Genomic DNA, 18,727 nt, shown 5'->3' on the forward strand with positions numbered 1-18,727 from the left:
GCGGATGGAGGACGGGCCTGCCGTGGACCTCCTTCACGTATGCGCCCAGATGCTTGTCCACCACGGCGCAGAGCGCCGAGGGGTCGAGCCCGCCCATGCGCACCAGGCAATCGAAGAGCCTTCCGCCGCCCCAGACGGCTACACGCCTCGGCCCGAGCGACCCTATATAGGCGGCGGCCCTGGCCGCGGCCCGCGCAGCCTCCTCCCTGCCGCGCCCGTAGCCTTCGACAAGGGCCGTCACCCTCTCCACTTCGTCGGGGTCGGCGAGCCGCGCAGCCGGGACCCTGCCCGACAGGGGCCTCCTGCACAGCACGGTCACGTTCTCCACGTCCTCCGCCGTCTCGACCGTCTCGAGGCCCGCCGCGGCGCAGGACCTTTCGAGCGTTGAGAGCGTGAAGTGGTAGAGGTGCTTGTCGATGAAGAACTCCTCGACGAAGTCATGGCCGCCGATTATATCGAGCCTGGGCGCCTCCACGTAGAGGAGCCCTCCGGGCCTCAGCGCGGCGAAGGTCTTTTTCATCACCGCCGCGGGAGAGGCCACGTGCTCGATGGTGTGGCACGAATAGGCGAGGTCGAATATACCTTCCCCGACCGGCGCGTCCTCGAAGCGGCACAGGTGCAGGGTGAGCCCCGGGAGCCGCCGGTAGGGCTCCACGAGGGTGTGGTCCGGCTCCACAGCCGTTATCTCCACCGAGTCGTTCACGGAGCGCAGGGCCTCGACGAAGGAGCCGCGGTTTGAGCCTATGTCGAGGCACCTCTTCAGGGCGGCGGCGTCCACGTGTCCCGCGAGAAGAGAAAGGGCCGGAGCGGTCCTGAAGCCCTTGCCGTAGCGTATGTTTCCCCACGCGGCGCCGGCGCCGGAGTCTACGCGCCTCACCTCCGCCCTTTCGATGCGCGGAAGGCTCTGCACGAGCGCGCAGCGACGGCAGACGAAGACCCGCAGCCCCCGCCGCGAATCGGGCGGCGCGTAGAGCTCCGAAAGGTCCGTGCCGCCGCAGAGATCGCAGCGTCCGCTCACCGGCTCCCTATCTCTTCCGTCCATCAGTACCTCACCTCGTACTCCTCGGTGCCGCCGTAGCCGTAGTGCTCCATGGCCTCGCCGGCTATCTCCCAGAACTGCTCGCGCTGCCTGCCGGTCAGCGGGTAGTTGACCGGCTCGCTCACGTTGTGCGGCCGCTTGAGCATCTCGAAGAAACGCTCCTCGTAGTGGAGGCCGAGAAAAGCGAGAAGCCTCTCAAGGCAGGTCCTGTCGGTGACGAGGTCCTCGAGGCGCAGGCGGATTTGCCGCGCCCCGTCGACACCGGCGAGGTCGCGCTCTATGGTGCGGTTCACCTCCACCCAGTGGTAGACGATGCGCTGGAACTGGTCGAAGTCCCTGAAGCGTTCGGCCATGGGCTCGCCGTTCCTCGGTATCTTCCACCAGTAGCGCTTCTCCGGCGGGGGCGGAGGGTTTTTGGCCGGGTCGTCGAGGTGGCCGTACATGATCCGCACGCTGCGGTCGTCGTAGATCTCGTCGCCCAGCTTGTTGAAGTAGGAGCTCGCCACCTTGCGTCCGTCGCGCACGACGAATATGAACCTCGCCTGCGGAAAGAGCTCGCAGAGCTGCGGGATGACCCAGGAGAGCTTGTTGGACGAGTCTCCCCACAGGCGCTTTTCACTGTAGCGGACGGCTGCGCCGTGGGTGGAGCGAAGTGTGGCCACCACCTCGTCGGCCGCCACGAGCCCCATGGCGTAACGGGCCGCCAGGGGCTGGACGTGGCATATCATGTATTCGTGGTGGATCTCTACGTCGTCGAAGCCGGAGAGCAGCTTTTCGAACATCTTGGTGCCCGACCTTCCGCTCGACACTATGAAGAACGGCTGCGTATGTACCGTCACCTCCGCCGCCTCCTCCCCCGCTTCAGGGCTTTACGCCGAAGACCACGGCCTCGCGTCCCACCGAGTGGTCTGCCATGAGCCTGTAGAGCTCCCGCTTGAAATCCTTGAGCTCCGGCTCGGCGAGCATCATTTCAAGCCGTTTCCTCTTTGCGTGGCACCGCCTGCCGAGGGCGTCGTCGCCCACGTAGTCCTCTCCCATGAGAAGGAAGAAGTCCATGGGAAAAGTGGCGACCGGGCGGAGCTCGGCGAATCCGGCGCGGCGCACAAGGGCGCCGAGCGACTCGAAGGTGAAGTAGTTTATGTGGTGCGGCGGCGCAAGCCAGTAGGGCCCGAAGCCCAGGCGGCGGCGCAGGACCTTCTGCACCGGGCTGTAATCGTTGGGAGCCGCCACGCAGACCACCCCGCCGGGGGCGAGCAGCCCGAAGACGCCCTCCATGAGTCCCGCCGGATCCGGCACGTGTTCGAGCACCTCCGAGAGATGGACGGCGTCGAAGCTCCGCTCTCCGAGCCCGCCGCTCAAGTCATTGAAGAACCCCTCCATTACCTCCACTCCCATGGAACGCGCATGGGCGCCGGCGGCCTTCGAGGGCTCGATGCCCACGCCCCGCCATCCCCGCCCGGCCGCGCGCCTCAGGAAGAAACCGGGACCGCATCCCACATCCAGAAGCCGCCTCCTGCCCGGACCGACGACCTCCTCCATCACCTCGAGCCTTTCGTCGAAGACGAGGTTCCACCACTCCAGGTCCTCGCGCTGGCGCTCGATGAACTCGGGCTTCTCGTACTCGTAATACTCCCTCTCGTACACGCCCGCAAGCTCCCGCTCCGCTGGAACGGGGTCGATATGGACAAAGCCGCAGCCCCGGCAGTCGATCACCCTGTAACGACCGACCCTGTCGACAACCTCCCCATCGTGCCCCATCTTTCAACCTCTATTCGAGGGAACCTCTTTACGGAGAGTCTCCCCCAAAAGAATCATCGCCCTGCGGCGGTGACGGTGAAAGTCACCTCATTCGTGCCGCGCCATGTCCAGTAGGCCGTGTCGTCCACCTCGCCCACGCTGTGGTAGAGGCGCAGGAAGAAGCCGTCGTCCACCTCGCGGTAGTTGAGCATGGGCGCCGTATAGAGCCCGCTCTTGTCGGTCGTTACGGCGACGCACTTGTCGTCGTCGCCGACGCGCACGGTGCCGTCCGTCGCGCCCAGGCAGCTCGATGCCGTGACGAGGGGGCTTACGGCCCTGTCGTGCTCGACGCGCCGGCCGGCGAGGGCGAACCTCTCCGGGCCGGGACCGCCGTTGACGGTCTCGTACCAGAGCCGCGCCCTGTCGAAGCCCCAGGGCAGGAAGGTGAATATGCCGAGTCGAAGCGACGAGGCGCCGAGCGCCGCCACGGCGAGGCCGTAGGTGACGGCAAAGCGCGGCTCGTCCCTCCACACGGTGTAACGCTTGCGGAGCGTGCCGAAGGCGAGCGGTATGCTCACGCTCACCGTGACGGTCTCTTCGTCCTCTTCGACAAGGCCCCGGCACTTTGCGAGGTCCGTCGTCTTCGCGCCGTCGCGGGCCACGTGTATGAGGTGGCAACTGAAGAAGTCGGCGCCCAGGGCGATGTCGTCGAAGTGGCCGTGGGCGATGGTGCCGATGAGGGGGGCCGGCCAGACGCCGGGAAAGGAGAGGCTTTCGAGGGCGAGCCCCTTGGCCTCGATGAAGGCCGCCTCGACGGCGCCGGTGCGGACGCGCACAAGCCCCCCGTCGCTCTCCACGGCGCACTCGACGCGGCGCGCGGCCGGAGCGCCGGCTTCCGGCTCCGCTGCCCTTGCGCAGCCGCCGCCCTGTCGCCATCCAAGGGCCGACGTCTCGACCATGAGCCAGCCCAGCAGGTCGCGGTAGCGCTGGAACTTCTCGTCCACCGTGTTCGTGCGCAGGTCGCTTCCCCACACGGTGCAGAGCTTTCGCTTGAGATCGGAGAGCCTCTCGCCGTCGAGACGGCCGGCGGCGGACCTTATCTTCTCGTATATGCGGTAGCAGGCCGTGTTTATGTGCACGTCGTCGCGGCCCGTGACGGCCCAGCGCAGGGGGTTGTACTTCTCCTGCTTCTTGCAGACCACGGGCGTCTCGGGCGACTGGAGGGCGAGGGGGTGCATGGCCTCGGGCTCGTCCCCGAGGAGCGAGAGGACCTGCGAGGGGGTGACGAGCTCGAAGCGGCCGTCTCCGGCGAGCGAGCGCATGAGCGAGCGCACGGCACCGTACTCGGCCGTCGCGCCCGTTGCGCCCGCGCCCGGCCTGTAGTCGAAGACCTCGGCGTCGTTGCCGTAGAGGATGAAGCCGCGGGGCCGACCTTCATCGTAATGGGAGAGGAGGAAATCCATGTAGCCCTCAAGCGGCAGCTCGCCGTGGACCGCGCGCTGGAACTTCTGGAAGGCGATGGAGTGGTTCCAGATGACGTTCATCGTCGCATCGAGACCCTTTGCGAGCTGGGGATAGTAGAGCCGGTTGCGCGGGTAGCGGTTGAAGCGGTGGCAGTTGGCCCAGTCCATGACGAGGCTTCTGTAGCCGGCCTCGCTGTAGAGGTCCACCAGCCCGGCCGAGAAGGTCTGTTCGTTCACGAGCACGGTCTCCGGCGCGCGGCCGAGGAGCCCGCGGTAGAGGCGGTTGCCCTCGTCGAGGTTCCAGCGGTTCACCTCGCAGGGGACCAGCGGCATTATGATCTGACTGTAACCCGATCCCACGAATTCGCACCGGCCTTCCTCCCAGAGACGCCCGAGCCTGTCGACGAACGCCGGGTCGATGCGCGAGAGCTCGACGAGCGTCGAGGCCGTCGCTTCGAGCGCAAGGGGCAGCCCCTCCTCGGCCATGTCGAGAAGCGGGGCGTAGCAGCGCCTGGCCACGACCCCGTAATCCGCCTCCGGTATGGACGAGAACGAGAGGTTGCAGTGGAATATGGAATACAGATAGAGCATCTCCCATAGAGCGGGGCCGGCGGAGGCGGGCTCAGCTCACAAAGGCCTTTATGATCGAAGCAACACGGGCCGCGCCGAGACCGTCGAGGAGGCCGAGGGCCTCGAAGCTCATGGCGGACCATAGCTCCGGGCCGTCGACGAGGCTTGCGAGCGCCTCCCTCACCGCCTCGTCGGCCACCTCCTCGTGGTGGCCGAGGGCGTATCCCATGCCGAAGGCCCTGAGCCTGCGGAGCCCGGCCCTGTCTTCCGCGTAGTTGGCGATGACGATGGACGGCACGCCCATGTAGGCCACCTCCCAGATCGTCGTGCCCAGTGCCGTGAAGGCCACGTGGGAGCCGGCCACGAGCGGAGCCATGTCCTTTACGGCGTGGAGGAAGGTGAACTTGTCGGCGTACTCCTCCCTTATCTCGTCGAGCCTTCTGCTCGGGCGGGCCGCCGGGCCCGTGACGACGGTGACCTTTATGCGGTCCATCTCCTTTACGGCCTCGACGACCTTCTCGGTGAGCCCCATGGGGTCGGCCCCTCCCATTGTGACGAGCACCCGCAGCGGAAGCGAGTGCCGCCGTTCGGGAAGCGATTTTCGCAGGTCGATGAAGTTGCCGCCCACGATGGTGAACCTCACGCCGCCGTGGTAGTTGGCCTTGAAGGCCTCCCTGTCGGCAAGGGGGGTGGGGATGATGACGGCGTCGGCATGGGCGTCGGCGGCCGTCATGTTGTCTATGAGCACCACGGCCCTGCCCCTGGCCTTGAGCGCCACGGCCAGGGACGAGACGTCCTTCTTCGTATCGAAGATCACCACCCGCCGGGCCGACGAGCTTATGTCCCCGGACTCGATGGGGCGCACGACGTACTCGAAGCCGCCCTCTCTTATGAGCTCGGCGGCCGGCCCCTCGGCGTTTATGAAGAAACCGGCCTCGACGCCGAAGTTTCGCAGCGAGCGGGCGATGTTGAGGCTCCGTATGACGTGGCCCATGCCGATGGGACTGCCGCCCTCGGTCCATATGGTCACGTCACCCCTTGAAAGAGTCACCATGGAGACGTCTCCTTGAGCCGGAGCGCCGCGGCGAGCGTCTTCTCGCCGTCGGCCAGGTCGACGGCAGGCTCCCCCCGGCTCTCCACACAACGCAGAAAAGACCTCGCCTCCTCAATATACATGGAGTTGACATGGAATTCCACCTTCTCCTCCCGCCACCCGCCCGCCCCGGCGACGCCGGTCAGGATGAGCCCGGCGCCTATGTCGCAGCGAAGCGTCCCCTCCGAGCCCGTCACGACGAGCACGTGCCGGGCCGTGCGCTGCAGAAAGTCGCTCTGCCACGACACGTAGACCCCGCCCTCGACCCGCATGAGCGCCATGACCAGGTCCTCGACGTCCATCTCCAGGTCGCTCACCTTGTCCGTAACGGCGCAGCACTCCTCCACCTCGCCGAAGAGCCAGCGTATGTTGTCTATGCCGTGGATGCTGGTGAGCACCACGCCTCCGCCGAGCTCGCGCCTGGCGGCGTACTCGCGGCGGTAGTCCTCGCCCGGATGCCAGTCGGGCAGGTAATGGCCGCCGAAATAGTTGACGTGGTGGATGCGGCCGAGCACGCCGGACTCGAGTATCTCCTTTATGCGCAGCAGCACCGGGTGGAAGCGGTAGCACATGCCCATCACGGCCTTGAGGCCCTTCTCTTCTACTACCCTCCTGAGCCCGTCCACGCCGTCGAGACTGTGGGAGAGCGGCTTCTCTATGAAGAGGTCCATGCCGCGCCCGGCAAGCTCGACGGCCATGGGCACGTGGAGGCTCGACGGCGTGCAGACGAAGGCGAAATCGGCGCCCTCGGCCGCCGCCTCGACAAGATCGGTGAAGAGGACCGCGGCGCAGCCTTCGGGAAGTTCGCCCCTCGCCCGCTCGAGCCTTCCGGCGTCGAGGTCGCAGAGCACGAAGTCCCTGACGCCGAGGGAGGCGAGGTTTCTTGCGTGACGCCGTCCTATGGAGCCGCAGCCGGCTATGAGCGCCCGCAATCTCTTTGCGCCCTCTGTCACCTCAGCTCCTCTGCCTGAAGACGACCCCCACGGGCTCGCCCTCGAGCCTTGCGGCGAGGTCTCCCTTCGCAAGCCCCTCGCCCACGGCGGCCATGGCGGCCGCCGTGGCCTCCAGCGTCTTGCCGATGTCCTCCTCGTCGTGGGAGTAGCTTATGAAGATGGGACCGCCGAAGAGTATGCCGCGTTTTACGGTCTCCTGCAGAAAGAGACTCTTCTGCAGGAGATCCTCCTCGCCCCCGGCGTCCCTGAAGGCGTAGCCCGCCCTCGGCGGCTTGCCCAGTATGTCGAGCGTTACGCCGCAGTCCGCGGCCTGGCGCCCGAGCCCGTCGTGGAGCATACCGCCCAGGCGCCAGATGTGCTCTATCACCGGCCGCTCCAGTATCTCCGTGAGCGTGGCCTTGGCCGCCGCAAGCCCCGTGGTCTCGCCCGAGTAGGTCATGGAGAAGAAGACCTCCTCGAGCTCCCGCATGAACTCCCGCTTCCCGGCAAGGGCCGAGACGGCGAAACCGTTGGCCATGCCCTTGCCAAGACAGCACAGGTCGGCATCGACGTCGAAGTATTCCTGGGCCCCGCCCTTTGCGTACCTGAAGCCCGTCACGATCTCGTCGAGTATGAAGAGCGCCCCCCGTTTGCGGGCCAGCTCGCTTGCCTGCTGGATGAAGTTCCTGCCCGAGGCCTCGTCGACCGCCGGCTCTATGCCCGGCACCTCCATTATGACGCAGGCCGTCCTGCCGTCGTACTCGTCGAGCACCCTTTCGAGAGACCCTATGTCGTTGTATTCGAAGGGATGGACGAGCCCGCCCAGGACGGCCGGTATGCCCTTGTTGCGCGGTGTCGTGACGGCGTACCAGTCCTGGCAGCCGTGGTAGCCGCAGAAGACGACGTGGTCGCGGCCCGTGGCGGCCCTCGCCACCCTGACGGCGGCGCTCGTCACGTCGGCGCCGTTCTTTGCAAAGCGGACCATCTCGGCGCAGGGCACCATCTCGCAGACGAGCTCGGCCACCTCGACCTCGAGCGGGTGCATGAGCGTGAAGGTCGTGCCCTCCCTCACCTGCCGCACCACCGCCTCCACCACCGGAGGATAGTCGTAGCCCAGCAGTATGGGGCCCAGCGCCAGGGGATAGTCGATGTACTCGTTGCCGTCCGCGTCCCACACGTGCGAGCCCCTGCCGCGTTCGAGATACTTGGGCGTAACGCCCCGGACGAACTGGTCTGGCCCCTTGCTCAGCGTCTGCGTGCCGCAGGGTATGACCTTGACGGCCCTCTCCCACAGCGCTTCCGACCTCTCGAACCTCTTCATATCCCCTCTCCGCCCGCGCAGGGCCCGGCGGCCTTGCGGACTTTCGGATGGACGACTCCCCTCACGAGACAATCCCGTCCTCCCTCAGGCTCTTAAAGTAGCCTTCGTTTCTCGGCGTGCCGGCGTTTATCTCCGCAAGGCGCGGGTTCTCTTCGAGAAGGGCCAGCACGTCCCTCATGTGGAATATGCGCCCCCCCCCGCCCCCGCCGCCCAGGGCCCTGAAGACCTCGGCGGCGAAGGCGAAGTCGCGCTCGTCGTCCACGGTCCAGCGCATCTGCGAGAGGTCGCGCTCCGAGCGCAGGTGGGCGATGGCGAAGCGCCGGGGGTTCTTCCATATGAAGGGCGTTACGTGCTCGCGCTCGCTCCTGAGGCGCGCCTTGCGCCACGCGCACTCCAGCGCCCCGGCGGTGAAGACCTCGCAGTCCAGTCCGTCGGGAAAGCGACCGTCGAGCCCCGCGTAGTCGGCCCCCGAGTCGAGGAAACGGCGTATGAGCATGTCCACTATCTCCGGGTCGAGCATGGGACAGTCGGCCGTTATGCGGACTATGACGGCGGCGCCCGCGCTGCGCGCCGCACGGTGGTAGCGGTCGAGCACGTCGTCAAGGCTTCCGCGGAAGCACTCGACACCGCTGGCGGCGCACCAGCGGGCGATCTCGTCGTCGCCGGGGTCGGTGCTCGTGGCCACGACAACGCGGTCCACGAGCTTCGCCGCCGAGGCGCGCTCCACCACGTGGGCGAGCATGGGGCGGCCGGCAAGGGGCTTCATGACCTTGCCCGGAAGCCGCGTGGAGCTCATCCTCGCCTGGACGACGGCGACCACGGGCCGGGCCGGCCCTCTCTCCGAAGCGCCGCTCACAGGTCCTCCCACGTTACGAGCTCGTCCTTTGCTATGGCTCGGCGGGCCCGGCGCCCCACGACGCGCTCGAGCTCCGACGGCGCAAGCCCGTAACCGTGGCGCACGATCTTGAGCTTTCGTGCCTCCACGACCTCGCCTTCGGCTATGGGGGCGGCGGCGTAGATGCTGCGCCGCGCCCCGACGCGCTCGGCCGCCTCCCTCTCCGAAGGGCCTTTTACGCCGTCGCCCATGGCCTTTTCAAGGTCCCGCAGGGCCTTGACCATGGCGGCGAACTCGCCGGGCTCCATGGCGTAGCCGTGGTCGGGACCTTCGAGCGAGCGGTCCGGCGTGATGTGTTTTTCGATTATGGACGCGCCGAGGGCCGCGGCCGCCACCGCCGTCGTCGCCCCGGGCGTGTGGTCCGAGAGACCGACGGGCACGCCGAGGGCCGCGCCCATGGAGACCATGGCCCGCAGGTTGATCTCCTCGAAACGCGGCGGATAGAGGGAGACGCAGTGGAGAAGGGCCGCCTCGCGGCAGCCGGCCTCACCGAGCACCGCAAGGGCCCGCTCGGCCTCGCCGAGAGAGGCCGCCCCCGTGGAGACGACGACCGGCCTTGCGAAGGAGCCCACAAGGCGCAGCAGCGGCTCGTTGGTCACGTCGCCGGAGGCTATCTTGTAGGCCGCCGTGTCCAGGCTCTTGAGAAGCCGCGCCCTTTCGGCGTCGAAGGGTGTGGAAAGGAACTCCACGCCCAGGCCGTCGCAGTACTCCTTGAGCTCGCCGTGCCATGCCTCGGGGAGCTCGAGCGACCTCATCGCCTCCCAGGCGGGGTTGTCCACCCAGCGGCCGCCGTCGAGCTTCCTTGGGTTCAGGAGCCCCTCGGCCGTGAAGGACTGGAACTTGACGGCGTCGGCCCCTGCCTCCGCCGACGCCTCGACGAGCTCCTTCGCCCTCTCCAGCGACCCGTCGTGGTTGGACCCTATCTCGGCTATCACGTAGACCGGCAGTCCCGGCCCCACCTCGCGGCCGCCTATCCTTATGGTGCGTTCAAATCTTCTCATCTGCTCGCCACCCTCGCCCCCGTCACCTCCAGCGGGAGCTCCACCCTCGCTCCCCCGAGGCCGTGCGACACATGGACGCCAAGGGCCATCTCCAGGGCCCTGAGGCCGTCCTCGGGGCCGCTGGGGTTTTCGGCCTCGCCCCTCATGCAGCCGATGAGGTCTTCAAGGGCCGCCGTCCAGATGTTTCTCTCCTCGAAACCGGGAAAGGGCGCCCCATCGAGCTCGAGAAGACCCGTGTAGTGGCGGCTCGGAGCGGGCCTGTAAAGACGCAGCACGTCGTTGTTGCCGATCCGTATGCGGCCGTGGCTGCCTATCACGTCGAACTCGAAGAAGAAGTAGCCCTTCGATTCCCCGTGCACCGTGGCGTAGACGCCGTCGTCGAATCCTATGACGGCGCGGCCGCCGCGGTCGTCGGCGAGCTCCCACTCGAAGGCGCGGCCGCCGCGCTCTTCGAGCGCGCCCTCCACCCATCGGGCCTCTCCGGCGAACCAGCGCAGCACGTCGAAGGCGTGGGTGCCCGTGTGGAGGAGGCTTCCGCTGAAGTGGGCCACAATGGACTGAAGCCTCCCGATGACGCCGCCTTCTATCATCTCTTTCGCCTTCCGGTAGCGGGGACACCAGCGCCGCATGTGGGAGACTATCATGACCACGCCGGCGCGCCCGGCGGCGTCGGCCATGGCGCGGGCCTCGTCCAGCGACGCGGCCATGGCCTTCTCGCACCATATGCCGCGCACGCCGGCGTCTATCGCCTCCATGACCATGGCGGCCCTGTCGGTAGCCCAGGCGCAGATACTCACCACGTCGGGACGCTCCATTCGCAGCATCCGCCGGTAGTCGTCGTAGAGGGCCCCGACGCCGTAACGGGCGCCGAAGGCCGCAAGCCTCGCGGCGTCGGTGTCGGCGGCGCAGACCACCTCCACGCCGTCCACGCTCCCGTATGCGCCCATGTGGGTGCAGGGCTTCGTCTCGAGCGGGTCGTCCTCGAGCATCCAGGCGACCCTGCCGCAGCCTATTATGGCGGCGCGAAGCGTCATTGCCCTACGGCGAGAGGCCGGCCAGGGTTTCGGCCGCGGCGTCGGCAACGCGCCTTGCGTCGCCGTCGGAGAGGAGCGGATAGATGGGCAGGCTCGCCTCGCGGCGGTAAAAACGCTCGGCCTCGGGGAAGTCGCCGGGACCGTAACCCAGGCGCCTGCGGTAGAGCGGCTGGAGGTGGACGGGTATGTAGTGGACCTGCAGCGCGATGCCGCGCCCGTCCATGGCGGAGAACCACTCGACCTTGTCCACTCCGAGGCCGTCGAAGTCGATGCGCAGGGGGTAGAGGTGACGGGCGCTGCGCCGCCCCGGCGGCACCGACGGAGCGGCAACGCCCGAAAGCCCCGAGAAGAGCTCGTCGTAGAGGGCGGCTATCTCGTTTCTGCGCTCGATGAAGCCGTCGAGCCTCTTCATCTGGCTTGCGCCGAGGGCGCAGTGTATGTCGCTGAGGCGGTAGTTGAAGCCCAGCTCCCGGAGCTCGTGGTACCACGGCCCCGGCGCCCTGCCCGGACGGGCCGGGTCTTCGTGCACGAAACGCGAGGGGTCGCGTTCGACGCCGTGGTTTCGAAGCCTCAGAAGCCGCCTGTAAAGGGTCTCGTCGTTGGTGGTCACGGCCCCGCCCTCTCCCGTGGTTATGGACTTTACGGGATGGAAGCTGAAGACCGTCATCTCCGAGAGGGCGCAGTCGCCGACCACGCGGCGCCTGCCCGAAGAGTCGGTCCACCATGCGCCGAGGGCGTGGCAGGCGTCCTCGATGAGATACATGCCGTGCCGCCGCGCCGCCGCGGCCAGGGCTTCCATGTCGCAGGGCGTGCCGGCGTAGTGGACGGCAATGACGGCGCCCGTCACCGCGCCCTCGCCGGCTTCCATGGCGTGGAGCCTCTCTTCGAGGCGCGCCGGGCTCAGGTTGGCCGTCTCCGGGTCTATGTCGGCGAACTCCGGTCTCGCGCCGACGTAGAGGGCGCAGTTGGCCGATGCGAAGAAGGTTACGGGAGAGGTTACGACCCTGTCGGAAGGGCCGAGGCCGAGGGCGAGGCAGGCGAGGTGGAGCGCCGCCGTGCCGCTGCTGCAGCTTACGCAGTAGCGCGCGCCCGTGTACTCGCGGAGAGCGTCTTCGAAGGCCCTGACGGCCGGCCCCTGGGTGAGGTTTGGCGAGACGAGGACGTCGGCGACGGCCGCCGCGTCGCCGCTATCAATGGATTGGCTGCCGTAAGAGATCCTTGCCCTCACCTTCACAATACTCCCTGACGATCTCCCTTATCTCATCGACGCCGAGCCTGAGGGGGTTGGTGTTGCTCGCATAGCCGAAGCCGTCGGGCACGGGACGGCCGCCGCCGTCGCCGCGCTCGCCCCACCAGGCGAACTGCGGCTGGATGATGTAGTAGTCGTCGTACTCGAGGGTGTTGCGGCCGTCGTCCCTGGAGATGAGCACCTCGTGGAGCTTCTCGCCGGGCCTTATGCCCACCACGTCGTGGCTGCACTCGGGCGCGACGGCCCTTGCTATGTCGACCACCGACGCGCTCGGTATCTTGGGCACGAATATCTCGCCGCCCTTCATCCTGCCCAGGCAGGCGAGCACGAACCTGGCGCCCTCCTCGAGGGTGATCCAGAAGCGGGTCATGGCCCTGTCGGTTATGGGCAGCACGCCGGTGGGGCGCAGCCTCAGGAAAAGGGGTATGACGCTTCCGCGGCTGCCCACGACGTTGCCGTAACGGACCACCGAGAAACGGGTCGGCTTCTTTCCGGCGTAGGAGTTGCCGGCTATAAAGAGCTTGTCCGAGCAGAGCTTGGTCGCTCCGTAGAGGTTTATGGGGTTTGCCGCCTTGTCGGTGCTCAGCGCTATGACCCGCTGCACGCCGGTGTCGACGGCCGCGTCTATGACGTTCTGGGCGCCGAGGACGTTCGTCTTTATCGCCTCGAAGGGGTTGTACTCGGCGGCCGGCACCTGCTTGAGCGCGGCGGCGTGGATGACCATGTCCACGCCGTCGAAGGCCCTGTAGAGCCGCTCCCTGTCCCTCACGTCACCGATGAAGAAGCGCAGGCGCGGGCTGCGGAAGTGCTGGCGCATCTCGAACTGCTTGAGCTCGTCGCGGCTGAAGATGATGAGCTTTTCAACGTCGTGCTCGTCGAGGAGTATGCGGGTGAGCTTCCTTCCCAGCGACCCCGTGCCGCCCGTTATCAGCACCGTCCTGCCTGAAAGCTTCATCTCACACCCTCCCTCGCCGGTCTCCGCCGCCGCAGCGGCCGCGCTCCCGGCGTGAGTCTCGGGCCGGGGGAACGTACCGGGGCCTCCAAGGTCTTTTAACAGGCTTTCGGTCGCCGGTCAACTCATTCCTTGCCGGCCTGCACGGCGGGTCTTTCGATGGGCACGACGAACTGGCAGGGGTAGTCTTCCCTGTCGATTATGAGCTGTCTTGCACGCATGTTCGCCGAGTTGAAGACGAGCGGCCCCTTGAGGTTGAGGCTCAGGTGGTCCCTGCCCCTGGGGACGCTCACCATGACGAGGGTGACCAGATCGGAAGGATCGCCGACGGCTATCTGCTGGGCGTCGATCTTCGCCATGGGCACGGCGTAGTCGGGCTTGAAGAACGTGGGGTTGGTGAGCAGGAACGCCACCGAGGGCTCGTCGACCGACTGGAGCCACTTGAAGAGGCCGTCCTCGTCGTGGTCGAGGAGGATGAAGCGTCTGAGTCCCTCGAATCCGGGCAGACCGCTGCCGAAGACGATCACCTTCTCCTCCGATACTTCTATGTCGCCGAACCTCGTGGTCCTGATCCTCAGCGTCTTCTCCTTCATGCGCGGCTCGCTCATTTTCTCCCCAACGCCTCGATTGTCTCCATGACGTCCACAGGCGTAAGCTGCGACGCCTTGAGGTTCTCTTCCCGTATCTTCCGGTATATCTCCTCGCGGTGGACCGGCAGGCTCCTGGGCGCCTCTATGCCGATCTTCACCTGGTTCTCCCTCACCTCGACGACGACTATCCTTATGTCGTCGTTTATCCTTATGCCCTCTCCCGCCTTCCGTGTAAGGACCAGCATCCTGTGCCCTCCTTGGCCATCTCCTGAGCGGGACCGCCTCTTACGGCCCCCGGGACCGCCGCTCACGCGCCGCCGGCCGGCTTGCCCGTTTACAAGAGGTTGAAGAAGTTGACTTCGAGCAGGCGCGAGGCGGCCCTCATGGCCGCCTCGAGCGCGTACTGATTGAGCGATATCTCCGAGATCACCTCGGCCATGTCGGCGTCCTCGATGTCCGAGACCGAGCTCCGAAGCTCCACCCTGTAGACGTCGATGTCGGAGAGCGCGTTCTCGAGCCTCGACACCCTGCCGCCTATGTCGGCCACCGCGTTGGATACCTGGTCGTAGCCCGACTGGATGTCGGCGAGAGCGCTCTGTATGCCCGCCGTGTCGTCGGAATTTAGCGCCGCGGCCAGGTCGGAGACCGCCGTGAATATGTCCGTCCCCGACGAGCCTCCCTTGAAGACTTCGTTTCCGTTTACGCCTACGGTCATGGTCTTGTTGAAGCCGAAGCTTATGCTGTACTTGTTGGAGTCGCCCTGGTACGTGCCCGACGAGTCGAAGGCCGGCGTGTCGGTCAGATAGCCGGAGAAGATGTAGTCGCCGTCGGCGTCCGTGGTGTTGCCGTAACCTATGAGGTCAGCCAGAAGCTGTTGCACCTCCGTTGCGGCGTTCTGCCTCGATGCGGCGTCGACGGTGCCCGTGGCCTGGGAGACGGCTATCTCCTCTATCCTCGTGAGCACGCTCTTGACGCTGTCAAGGGTCTTCTCGGCGCGGCTCAGGTACGTAAGGCCCGATTGTATGTTGCGCTCGTACTGGTCGAGCGAGGCGATGACGCTCCTGGAGTTGAGGATCTCGGGCGTGTTGACCGGGTCGTCGGAGGGCCTGTTGACGCGCCTTCCAGTGGAGAGGCGCTGGTTGGCCTCGAAGACCGCCTCCTGGCGCTCCAGGATGTCGGCTATCATGGTGTTGTATGCCGAAGTGCTCGATATTCTCATGGCTGCCGCCTAACGGATGTTTATGAGTGTGCGGAAGAGTTCGTCGGCCGTGGAGACGAGCCTTGCGGCCGCCTGATAGGCCGTCTGAAGCCTTATGATGTTTATGGACTCTTCCTCCACGGAGACGCCCGATATATTGTCGCGGGTGAGCTGGAGCTGGTCGCGTATGGTCTTCTGGGCGCTGTAGTTGGTGTCGGCCGAGTTTACGACGATGCCGATCTCCGAGATTATGCCCTGGTAGTAGTCGGCGAGCGTCGAGTCCGAGAGCGACGACGCCGCCGTGTCCCTCAGGGCCGCCAGCGCAAGGGCGTTGGTGTTGTCTCCGGGCAGCGTGGCCGACGACGACGCCGCCGCCACCTTGTTGGGGTCCGATATCTCCACGGCCATGGACCGGGCCGCTCCGCTCGTGGTGCTCACGGAGAAGACGTCGCCCGCAAGGGGTGTACCGCTCTGGTCGGTGATCGTCACGCTCAGGCCGTCGAAGGTTATGGCCGAGCCCGACGAGTAGGTGCCGGAGGTCACGACCGAATTGGTCGAGGTGTTGACCACCGTGTAGGCCGTCGCCGAAGAGAACCTTATCTCGTAGTCCTGGAGGGTGAGCGAGCCGAGCGAAGTGATCGACGCCGACGTCACCGACGCCCCGCCCGTGTTCTGGCTCCTCGACGCGGAGGTGACGCTCATTACCTTGAAGAAGTCGCTGCCCGTGGACGAGTCGAGGCCGTAGCCGCCGCGATGGACCGTGTTGACCTCTTTTATCACGGTCGCCGCCAGGAGGTCCACCTTCTCGAGCGTGTCCTTTACGTAGTTCACGCCTTCGAGCACGCCGCTCATCGAGCCGCCGGAGATGAAACCCGATATGTCGGTCCCCCCTATCAGTATCTTCCGTATGCCGCCGTTGTCGGTGTCGGACTGGGTGGATATCTCCTGGGTGGTCCTGCCGGCAACAAGCGAGAACCCCCTGCCCACCGAGACATCGACTATGCCCTGCTCGGTCTCGACGGTCTGTATGTCTATTATCTGCGCCATCTCCTGGAGCAGGACGGTCCTCTTGTCGCGCAGGTCGTTGGCGCTCGTGCCGAGGACCTCGATGGCCGCTATCTTGTCGTTTAGGTCCGCCACATCCGAGGCAAGGGAGTTGAGCTTTACGGCGAGGTTGTCGAGCTTTTCGTTGCCCGCGTCGATGAGGGCCCTCGCACGGCTGTCTATGCTGACGAACTGGTCGGCGAGCACCGTGCCGGTCGATATGACGGCCACCCGCTCGGGGTAGGCCGCCGGGTCGTTTGCAAGGTCGTTGAGGGCGTTGAAGAAGTCGTCCATGACGGCCGAGAGGCCGGTGCCGTCGAGGTCGTTGAGCACGCCCTCCAGGTTGGAGACGACCTGCCCCTTGGAGCCGTAGTACTCCATGGAGGACATGGAGTCGCGAAGCTGTTTCTCGACGAAGCTGTCGTATACGCGCTGGATCGCCTCAACCGTAACGCCCGTGCCGAAGTAGAGGCCGCCGCTGGGGACGGCGGCGGCGTTGGTCTGCACGGCCTGCTGGCGCGTATAGCCGGGCGTGTTGACGTTGGCCAGGTTCTGGGCCGTCACGTTGAGCCCCTGCTGGGAGGTCTGGATGGCCGTCTTGGCTATGTTGAGGACGGAGTTTATGGTAGGCATGGCTCAGGCACCCTCGCTAAGGCGCGTACCCTTGACGGCGATCTCGCCGACGGCGCCCGTCCTGCCGTAAGTGCCGGGTCCGGCGAGACCTCCGAGCAACTGGAGCGTCTTGTTGACGTTTTCGAGGCAGCCCTTGACGGTGAGCTTGTTGACCTCGTTTATCTCCGCCGCGCCGGCCGTGAGCGCAAGGAGCGAGCTCTGCAGTCCCTCGAGCTCCGTCCGCTCCGCCCCGTCGAGCCGCCCGATGACATCCGACAGCTTCACGCCATCGCCCTCAAGCCCCAGAGAACGCGCCACGGCGGCCAGGAGCCTGCCCCTCGCCGAGGCAGCCTCGGAGAGCCTGAGAAGCACCGACTCCTTGCGGCTCACCGTATCGAAGAGGCCCTTGTAGTCGCGCTCCATGAGGTTTCTCGTCTCGGCGCGCAGCGCCTCGTTGAGCTCCTTGTAGAGCGTCACCTCGCGCCTGAGGTGATCTGTGAGCTCCCTTACGGTCATGGCGTCAACTCTTGTCGAGGATCGAGTCCTTTATGGCCCTGCCTATCATCTTCTCGGCCACCTTGCCGGCGTCCACCTTGTAGGTGCCGCTCTGGACCTCGGTCTTTATGGCCCTCACCTTCTCTATCCGTATGTCGGGCACCCCTTCGAGCATGGTCTTTATGTTGCGCACGTCCTTGGCTCTCCGGGAAATGTCGACGCTGTCGCCCCGGGCCGCCTGCTTCGGGGCGGCCGGCGGCTCGGCGCCCTTCTTGCTTACGCTGCCTACATAACTGCTCGAACCTACTCCGGGTTTACGACCCCCAATCTTCATACCGTCCCTCCTCGGTTTTACTCGCTCCATCAGTGTGCAGGTCTTATCTCTACATCGGATGGAGAGCGTAAAACTTTAACCGGAACGGCTTGTTAGAAGGCGTAATATCAGTCCCCGCGGCCCCTTCCGGAAACGGCCGCCCTGCCCCGCGTCCCCGTGCCCGGGGCTTCCTGCGCGCCGTCCTCCCCGGCCGGCGCAAGCTCTCTCATGAGCATCTTTGCAAGGCCGAGTCCCCCGCCCCTCGCCATCTCGCGCGATATCTCCATGTCGAGCATGGAGGTGTATATCTCCTCGCCCCTGCCGCCGTGGAAGAGGCCGCTCTTTTCCACACCCTCGCGCATGGTCTTAAGCATCTGGTATATGAAGAGCGACTCGAAGTCGCGGACGGCTCTCTCCAGGTCCCGCCGCCCCGACGAGGCGCCTTCGGCCGTGAGCGTGAGGGAGGTCATGGGATCGATGAAGGTCATGGGTCCGCTCCTTCACAGGCCGGCCTTTTCGAGGTCGGCCGCTATCCTGTAGACGTGCGCCTCGAGCTCGCGCACAAGACGCCTGTCGCTTGCCGACGAAAGGGAGACGAGTATCCTCGTCAGGCCGTTGCGGACGGCGTGGGATATGTAGAACCTGCATTCGCGGGGCACGGCCGAAAACTTCTCTATCGCCCCGTGCTCGTCGTACGTGTAAGCGCCCATGAGAGGCCTCCCTTGATGGTCTCCTCTCCCCGGCAAGAGGCCGGGAAAATCCCGTTCATATGATCTCGAGCTCCGCCTGCAGGGCCCCGGCGGCCCTTATGGCCTGGAGTATGGCCACCAGGTCCCGCGGCGTCACGCCCACGAGGTTGAGCGCCCGCACCACGTCGCCGAGGGTGACGCTCTCGGGGAGCATGATGAGCCGCGACGGCGTTTCCCTGACCTTCACATCCTCGAGGGGCTGGACGACCGTCTCGCCCGGGGAGAAGGCGCCGGGCTGGCTTATGAGGTACTCGGTCCTTATCTCGATGCTTATGTCGCCGTGCGAGACGGCCACCGTGGAGATGCGCACGTTCTCGCCCATGACGACCGTTCCGGTGCGCTCGTTGACGACCACCTTGGACACGGTGTCGGTCTTCACGTCGAGGCTCTCTATGGCGGCTATGTACTCGACGACGCGGTTTCGGAACTCCTCGGGCACC

The 18,727-nt window shown here is 66.0% G+C and carries 21 protein-coding genes; all 21 read right to left on the bottom strand.

All coding sequences use genetic code 11. The annotated features are described in order from the left end of the window. Nucleotides 1–1,042, bottom strand: a 1,042-nt coding sequence (locus tag ENJ37_05545) for a class I SAM-dependent methyltransferase (protein HHL39950.1), incomplete at its 3' end; no start/stop codon positions are given. Then, nucleotides 1,042–1,878 carry a sulfotransferase gene (locus ENJ37_05550; protein HHL39951.1) on the bottom strand — a complete coding sequence of 279 codons (837 nt, stop codon included), beginning with the start codon at nt 1,876–1,878 and terminating at the stop codon, nt 1,042–1,044. The genes ENJ37_05545 and ENJ37_05550, both read right to left, overlap by 1 nt. A gap of 22 nt (nt 1,879–1,900) precedes the next feature. After that, on the bottom strand, nt 1,901–2,797 hold the full coding sequence (locus ENJ37_05555; protein ID HHL39952.1) for a class I SAM-dependent methyltransferase: 897 nt from the start codon (nt 2,795–2,797) through the stop codon (nt 1,901–1,903). Nucleotides 2,798–2,850: 53 nt separating this feature from the next. Further along, on the bottom strand, nt 2,851–4,830 hold the full coding sequence (locus ENJ37_05560) for a glycoside hydrolase family 57 (GenBank protein ID HHL39953.1): 1,980 nt from the start codon (nt 4,828–4,830) through the stop codon (nt 2,851–2,853). Nucleotides 4,831–4,861: 31 nt separating this feature from the next. Continuing rightward, nucleotides 4,862–5,863 (bottom strand): acyclic terpene utilization AtuA family protein, encoded by a 1,002-nt coding sequence (locus ENJ37_05565; GenBank protein ID HHL39954.1) that lies wholly within the window; start codon nt 5,861–5,863, stop codon nt 4,862–4,864. Further along, on the bottom strand, nt 5,857–6,927 hold the full coding sequence (locus ENJ37_05570) for a Gfo/Idh/MocA family oxidoreductase (protein HHL39955.1): 1,071 nt from the start codon (nt 6,925–6,927) through the stop codon (nt 5,857–5,859). The genes ENJ37_05565 and ENJ37_05570 overlap by 7 nt, the downstream gene beginning before the upstream one ends. Beyond that, complete coding sequence (locus tag ENJ37_05575; protein ID HHL39956.1) at nt 6,857–8,155, bottom strand: aminotransferase class III-fold pyridoxal phosphate-dependent enzyme; 1,299 nt, start codon at nt 8,153–8,155, stop codon at nt 6,857–6,859. The genes ENJ37_05570 and ENJ37_05575 overlap by 71 nt, the downstream gene beginning before the upstream one ends. A 61-nt stretch (nt 8,156–8,216) precedes the next feature. After that, a complete protein-coding gene (locus ENJ37_05580; GenBank protein ID HHL39957.1) occupies nt 8,217–8,951 on the bottom strand; it encodes a spore coat protein in 735 nt (244 codons plus the stop codon). A gap of 56 nt (nt 8,952–9,007) precedes the next feature. After that, a complete protein-coding gene (locus tag ENJ37_05585) occupies nt 9,008–10,051 on the bottom strand; it encodes a hypothetical protein (GenBank protein ID HHL39958.1) in 1,044 nt (347 codons plus the stop codon). Then, nucleotides 10,048–11,085 carry a Gfo/Idh/MocA family oxidoreductase gene (locus ENJ37_05590; GenBank protein ID HHL39959.1) on the bottom strand — a complete coding sequence of 346 codons (1,038 nt, stop codon included), beginning with the start codon at nt 11,083–11,085 and terminating at the stop codon, nt 10,048–10,050. Before ENJ37_05590 ends, ENJ37_05585 begins: the two co-directional genes overlap by 4 nt. A 4-nt stretch (nt 11,086–11,089) precedes the next feature. Beyond that, complete coding sequence (gene pseC, locus ENJ37_05595) at nt 11,090–12,313, bottom strand: UDP-4-amino-4,6-dideoxy-N-acetyl-beta-L-altrosamine transaminase (protein ID HHL39960.1); 1,224 nt, start codon at nt 12,311–12,313, stop codon at nt 11,090–11,092. Further along, nucleotides 12,276–13,289, bottom strand: coding sequence for a UDP-N-acetylglucosamine 4,6-dehydratase (inverting) (pseB, locus tag ENJ37_05600; protein HHL39961.1), 1,014 nt, complete (start codon nt 13,287–13,289; stop codon nt 12,276–12,278). The genes pseC and pseB overlap by 38 nt, the downstream gene beginning before the upstream one ends. Nucleotides 13,290–13,411: 122 nt before the next feature. Next, nucleotides 13,412–13,894, bottom strand: coding sequence for a flagellar assembly protein FliW (locus tag ENJ37_05605; protein ID HHL39962.1), 483 nt, complete (start codon nt 13,892–13,894; stop codon nt 13,412–13,414). Further along, nucleotides 13,891–14,121: a carbon storage regulator gene (gene csrA, locus ENJ37_05610; protein HHL39963.1), complete on the bottom strand. Its 231-nt coding sequence runs from the start codon at nt 14,119–14,121 to the stop codon at nt 13,891–13,893. The genes ENJ37_05605 and csrA overlap by 4 nt, the downstream gene beginning before the upstream one ends. Nucleotides 14,122–14,210: 89 nt before the next feature. Further along, nucleotides 14,211–15,095: a flagellar hook-associated protein 3 gene (flgL, locus tag ENJ37_05615; GenBank protein HHL39964.1), complete on the bottom strand. Its 885-nt coding sequence runs from the start codon at nt 15,093–15,095 to the stop codon at nt 14,211–14,213. Nucleotides 15,096–15,104: 9 nt separating this feature from the next. Further along, nucleotides 15,105–16,751 (bottom strand): flagellar hook-associated protein FlgK, encoded by a 1,647-nt coding sequence (gene flgK, locus ENJ37_05620; protein ID HHL39965.1) that lies wholly within the window; start codon nt 16,749–16,751, stop codon nt 15,105–15,107. Between the two features lie 3 nt (nt 16,752–16,754). Next, nucleotides 16,755–17,246 carry a flagellar protein FlgN gene (locus ENJ37_05625; protein HHL39966.1) on the bottom strand — a complete coding sequence of 164 codons (492 nt, stop codon included), beginning with the start codon at nt 17,244–17,246 and terminating at the stop codon, nt 16,755–16,757. 4 nt (nt 17,247–17,250) lie between these two features. Beyond that, on the bottom strand, nt 17,251–17,589 hold the full coding sequence (gene flgM / locus ENJ37_05630) for a flagellar biosynthesis anti-sigma factor FlgM (protein HHL39967.1): 339 nt from the start codon (nt 17,587–17,589) through the stop codon (nt 17,251–17,253). A 77-nt stretch (nt 17,590–17,666) separates the two neighbouring features. Then, nucleotides 17,667–18,026 (bottom strand): hypothetical protein, encoded by a 360-nt coding sequence (locus tag ENJ37_05635; GenBank protein ID HHL39968.1) that lies wholly within the window; start codon nt 18,024–18,026, stop codon nt 17,667–17,669. Between the two features lie 12 nt (nt 18,027–18,038). Next, nucleotides 18,039–18,248: a hypothetical protein gene (locus ENJ37_05640; protein HHL39969.1), complete on the bottom strand. Its 210-nt coding sequence runs from the start codon at nt 18,246–18,248 to the stop codon at nt 18,039–18,041. A gap of 55 nt (nt 18,249–18,303) precedes the next feature. Next, on the bottom strand, nt 18,304–18,727 hold a 424-nt coding region (flgI, locus tag ENJ37_05645; protein ID HHL39970.1), incomplete at its 5' end, for a flagellar biosynthesis protein FlgA.

The sequence above is a fragment of the Deltaproteobacteria bacterium genome, assembly GCA_011375175.1.
Classification (GTDB): domain Bacteria; phylum Desulfobacterota; class GWC2-55-46; order GWC2-55-46; family DRME01; genus DRME01.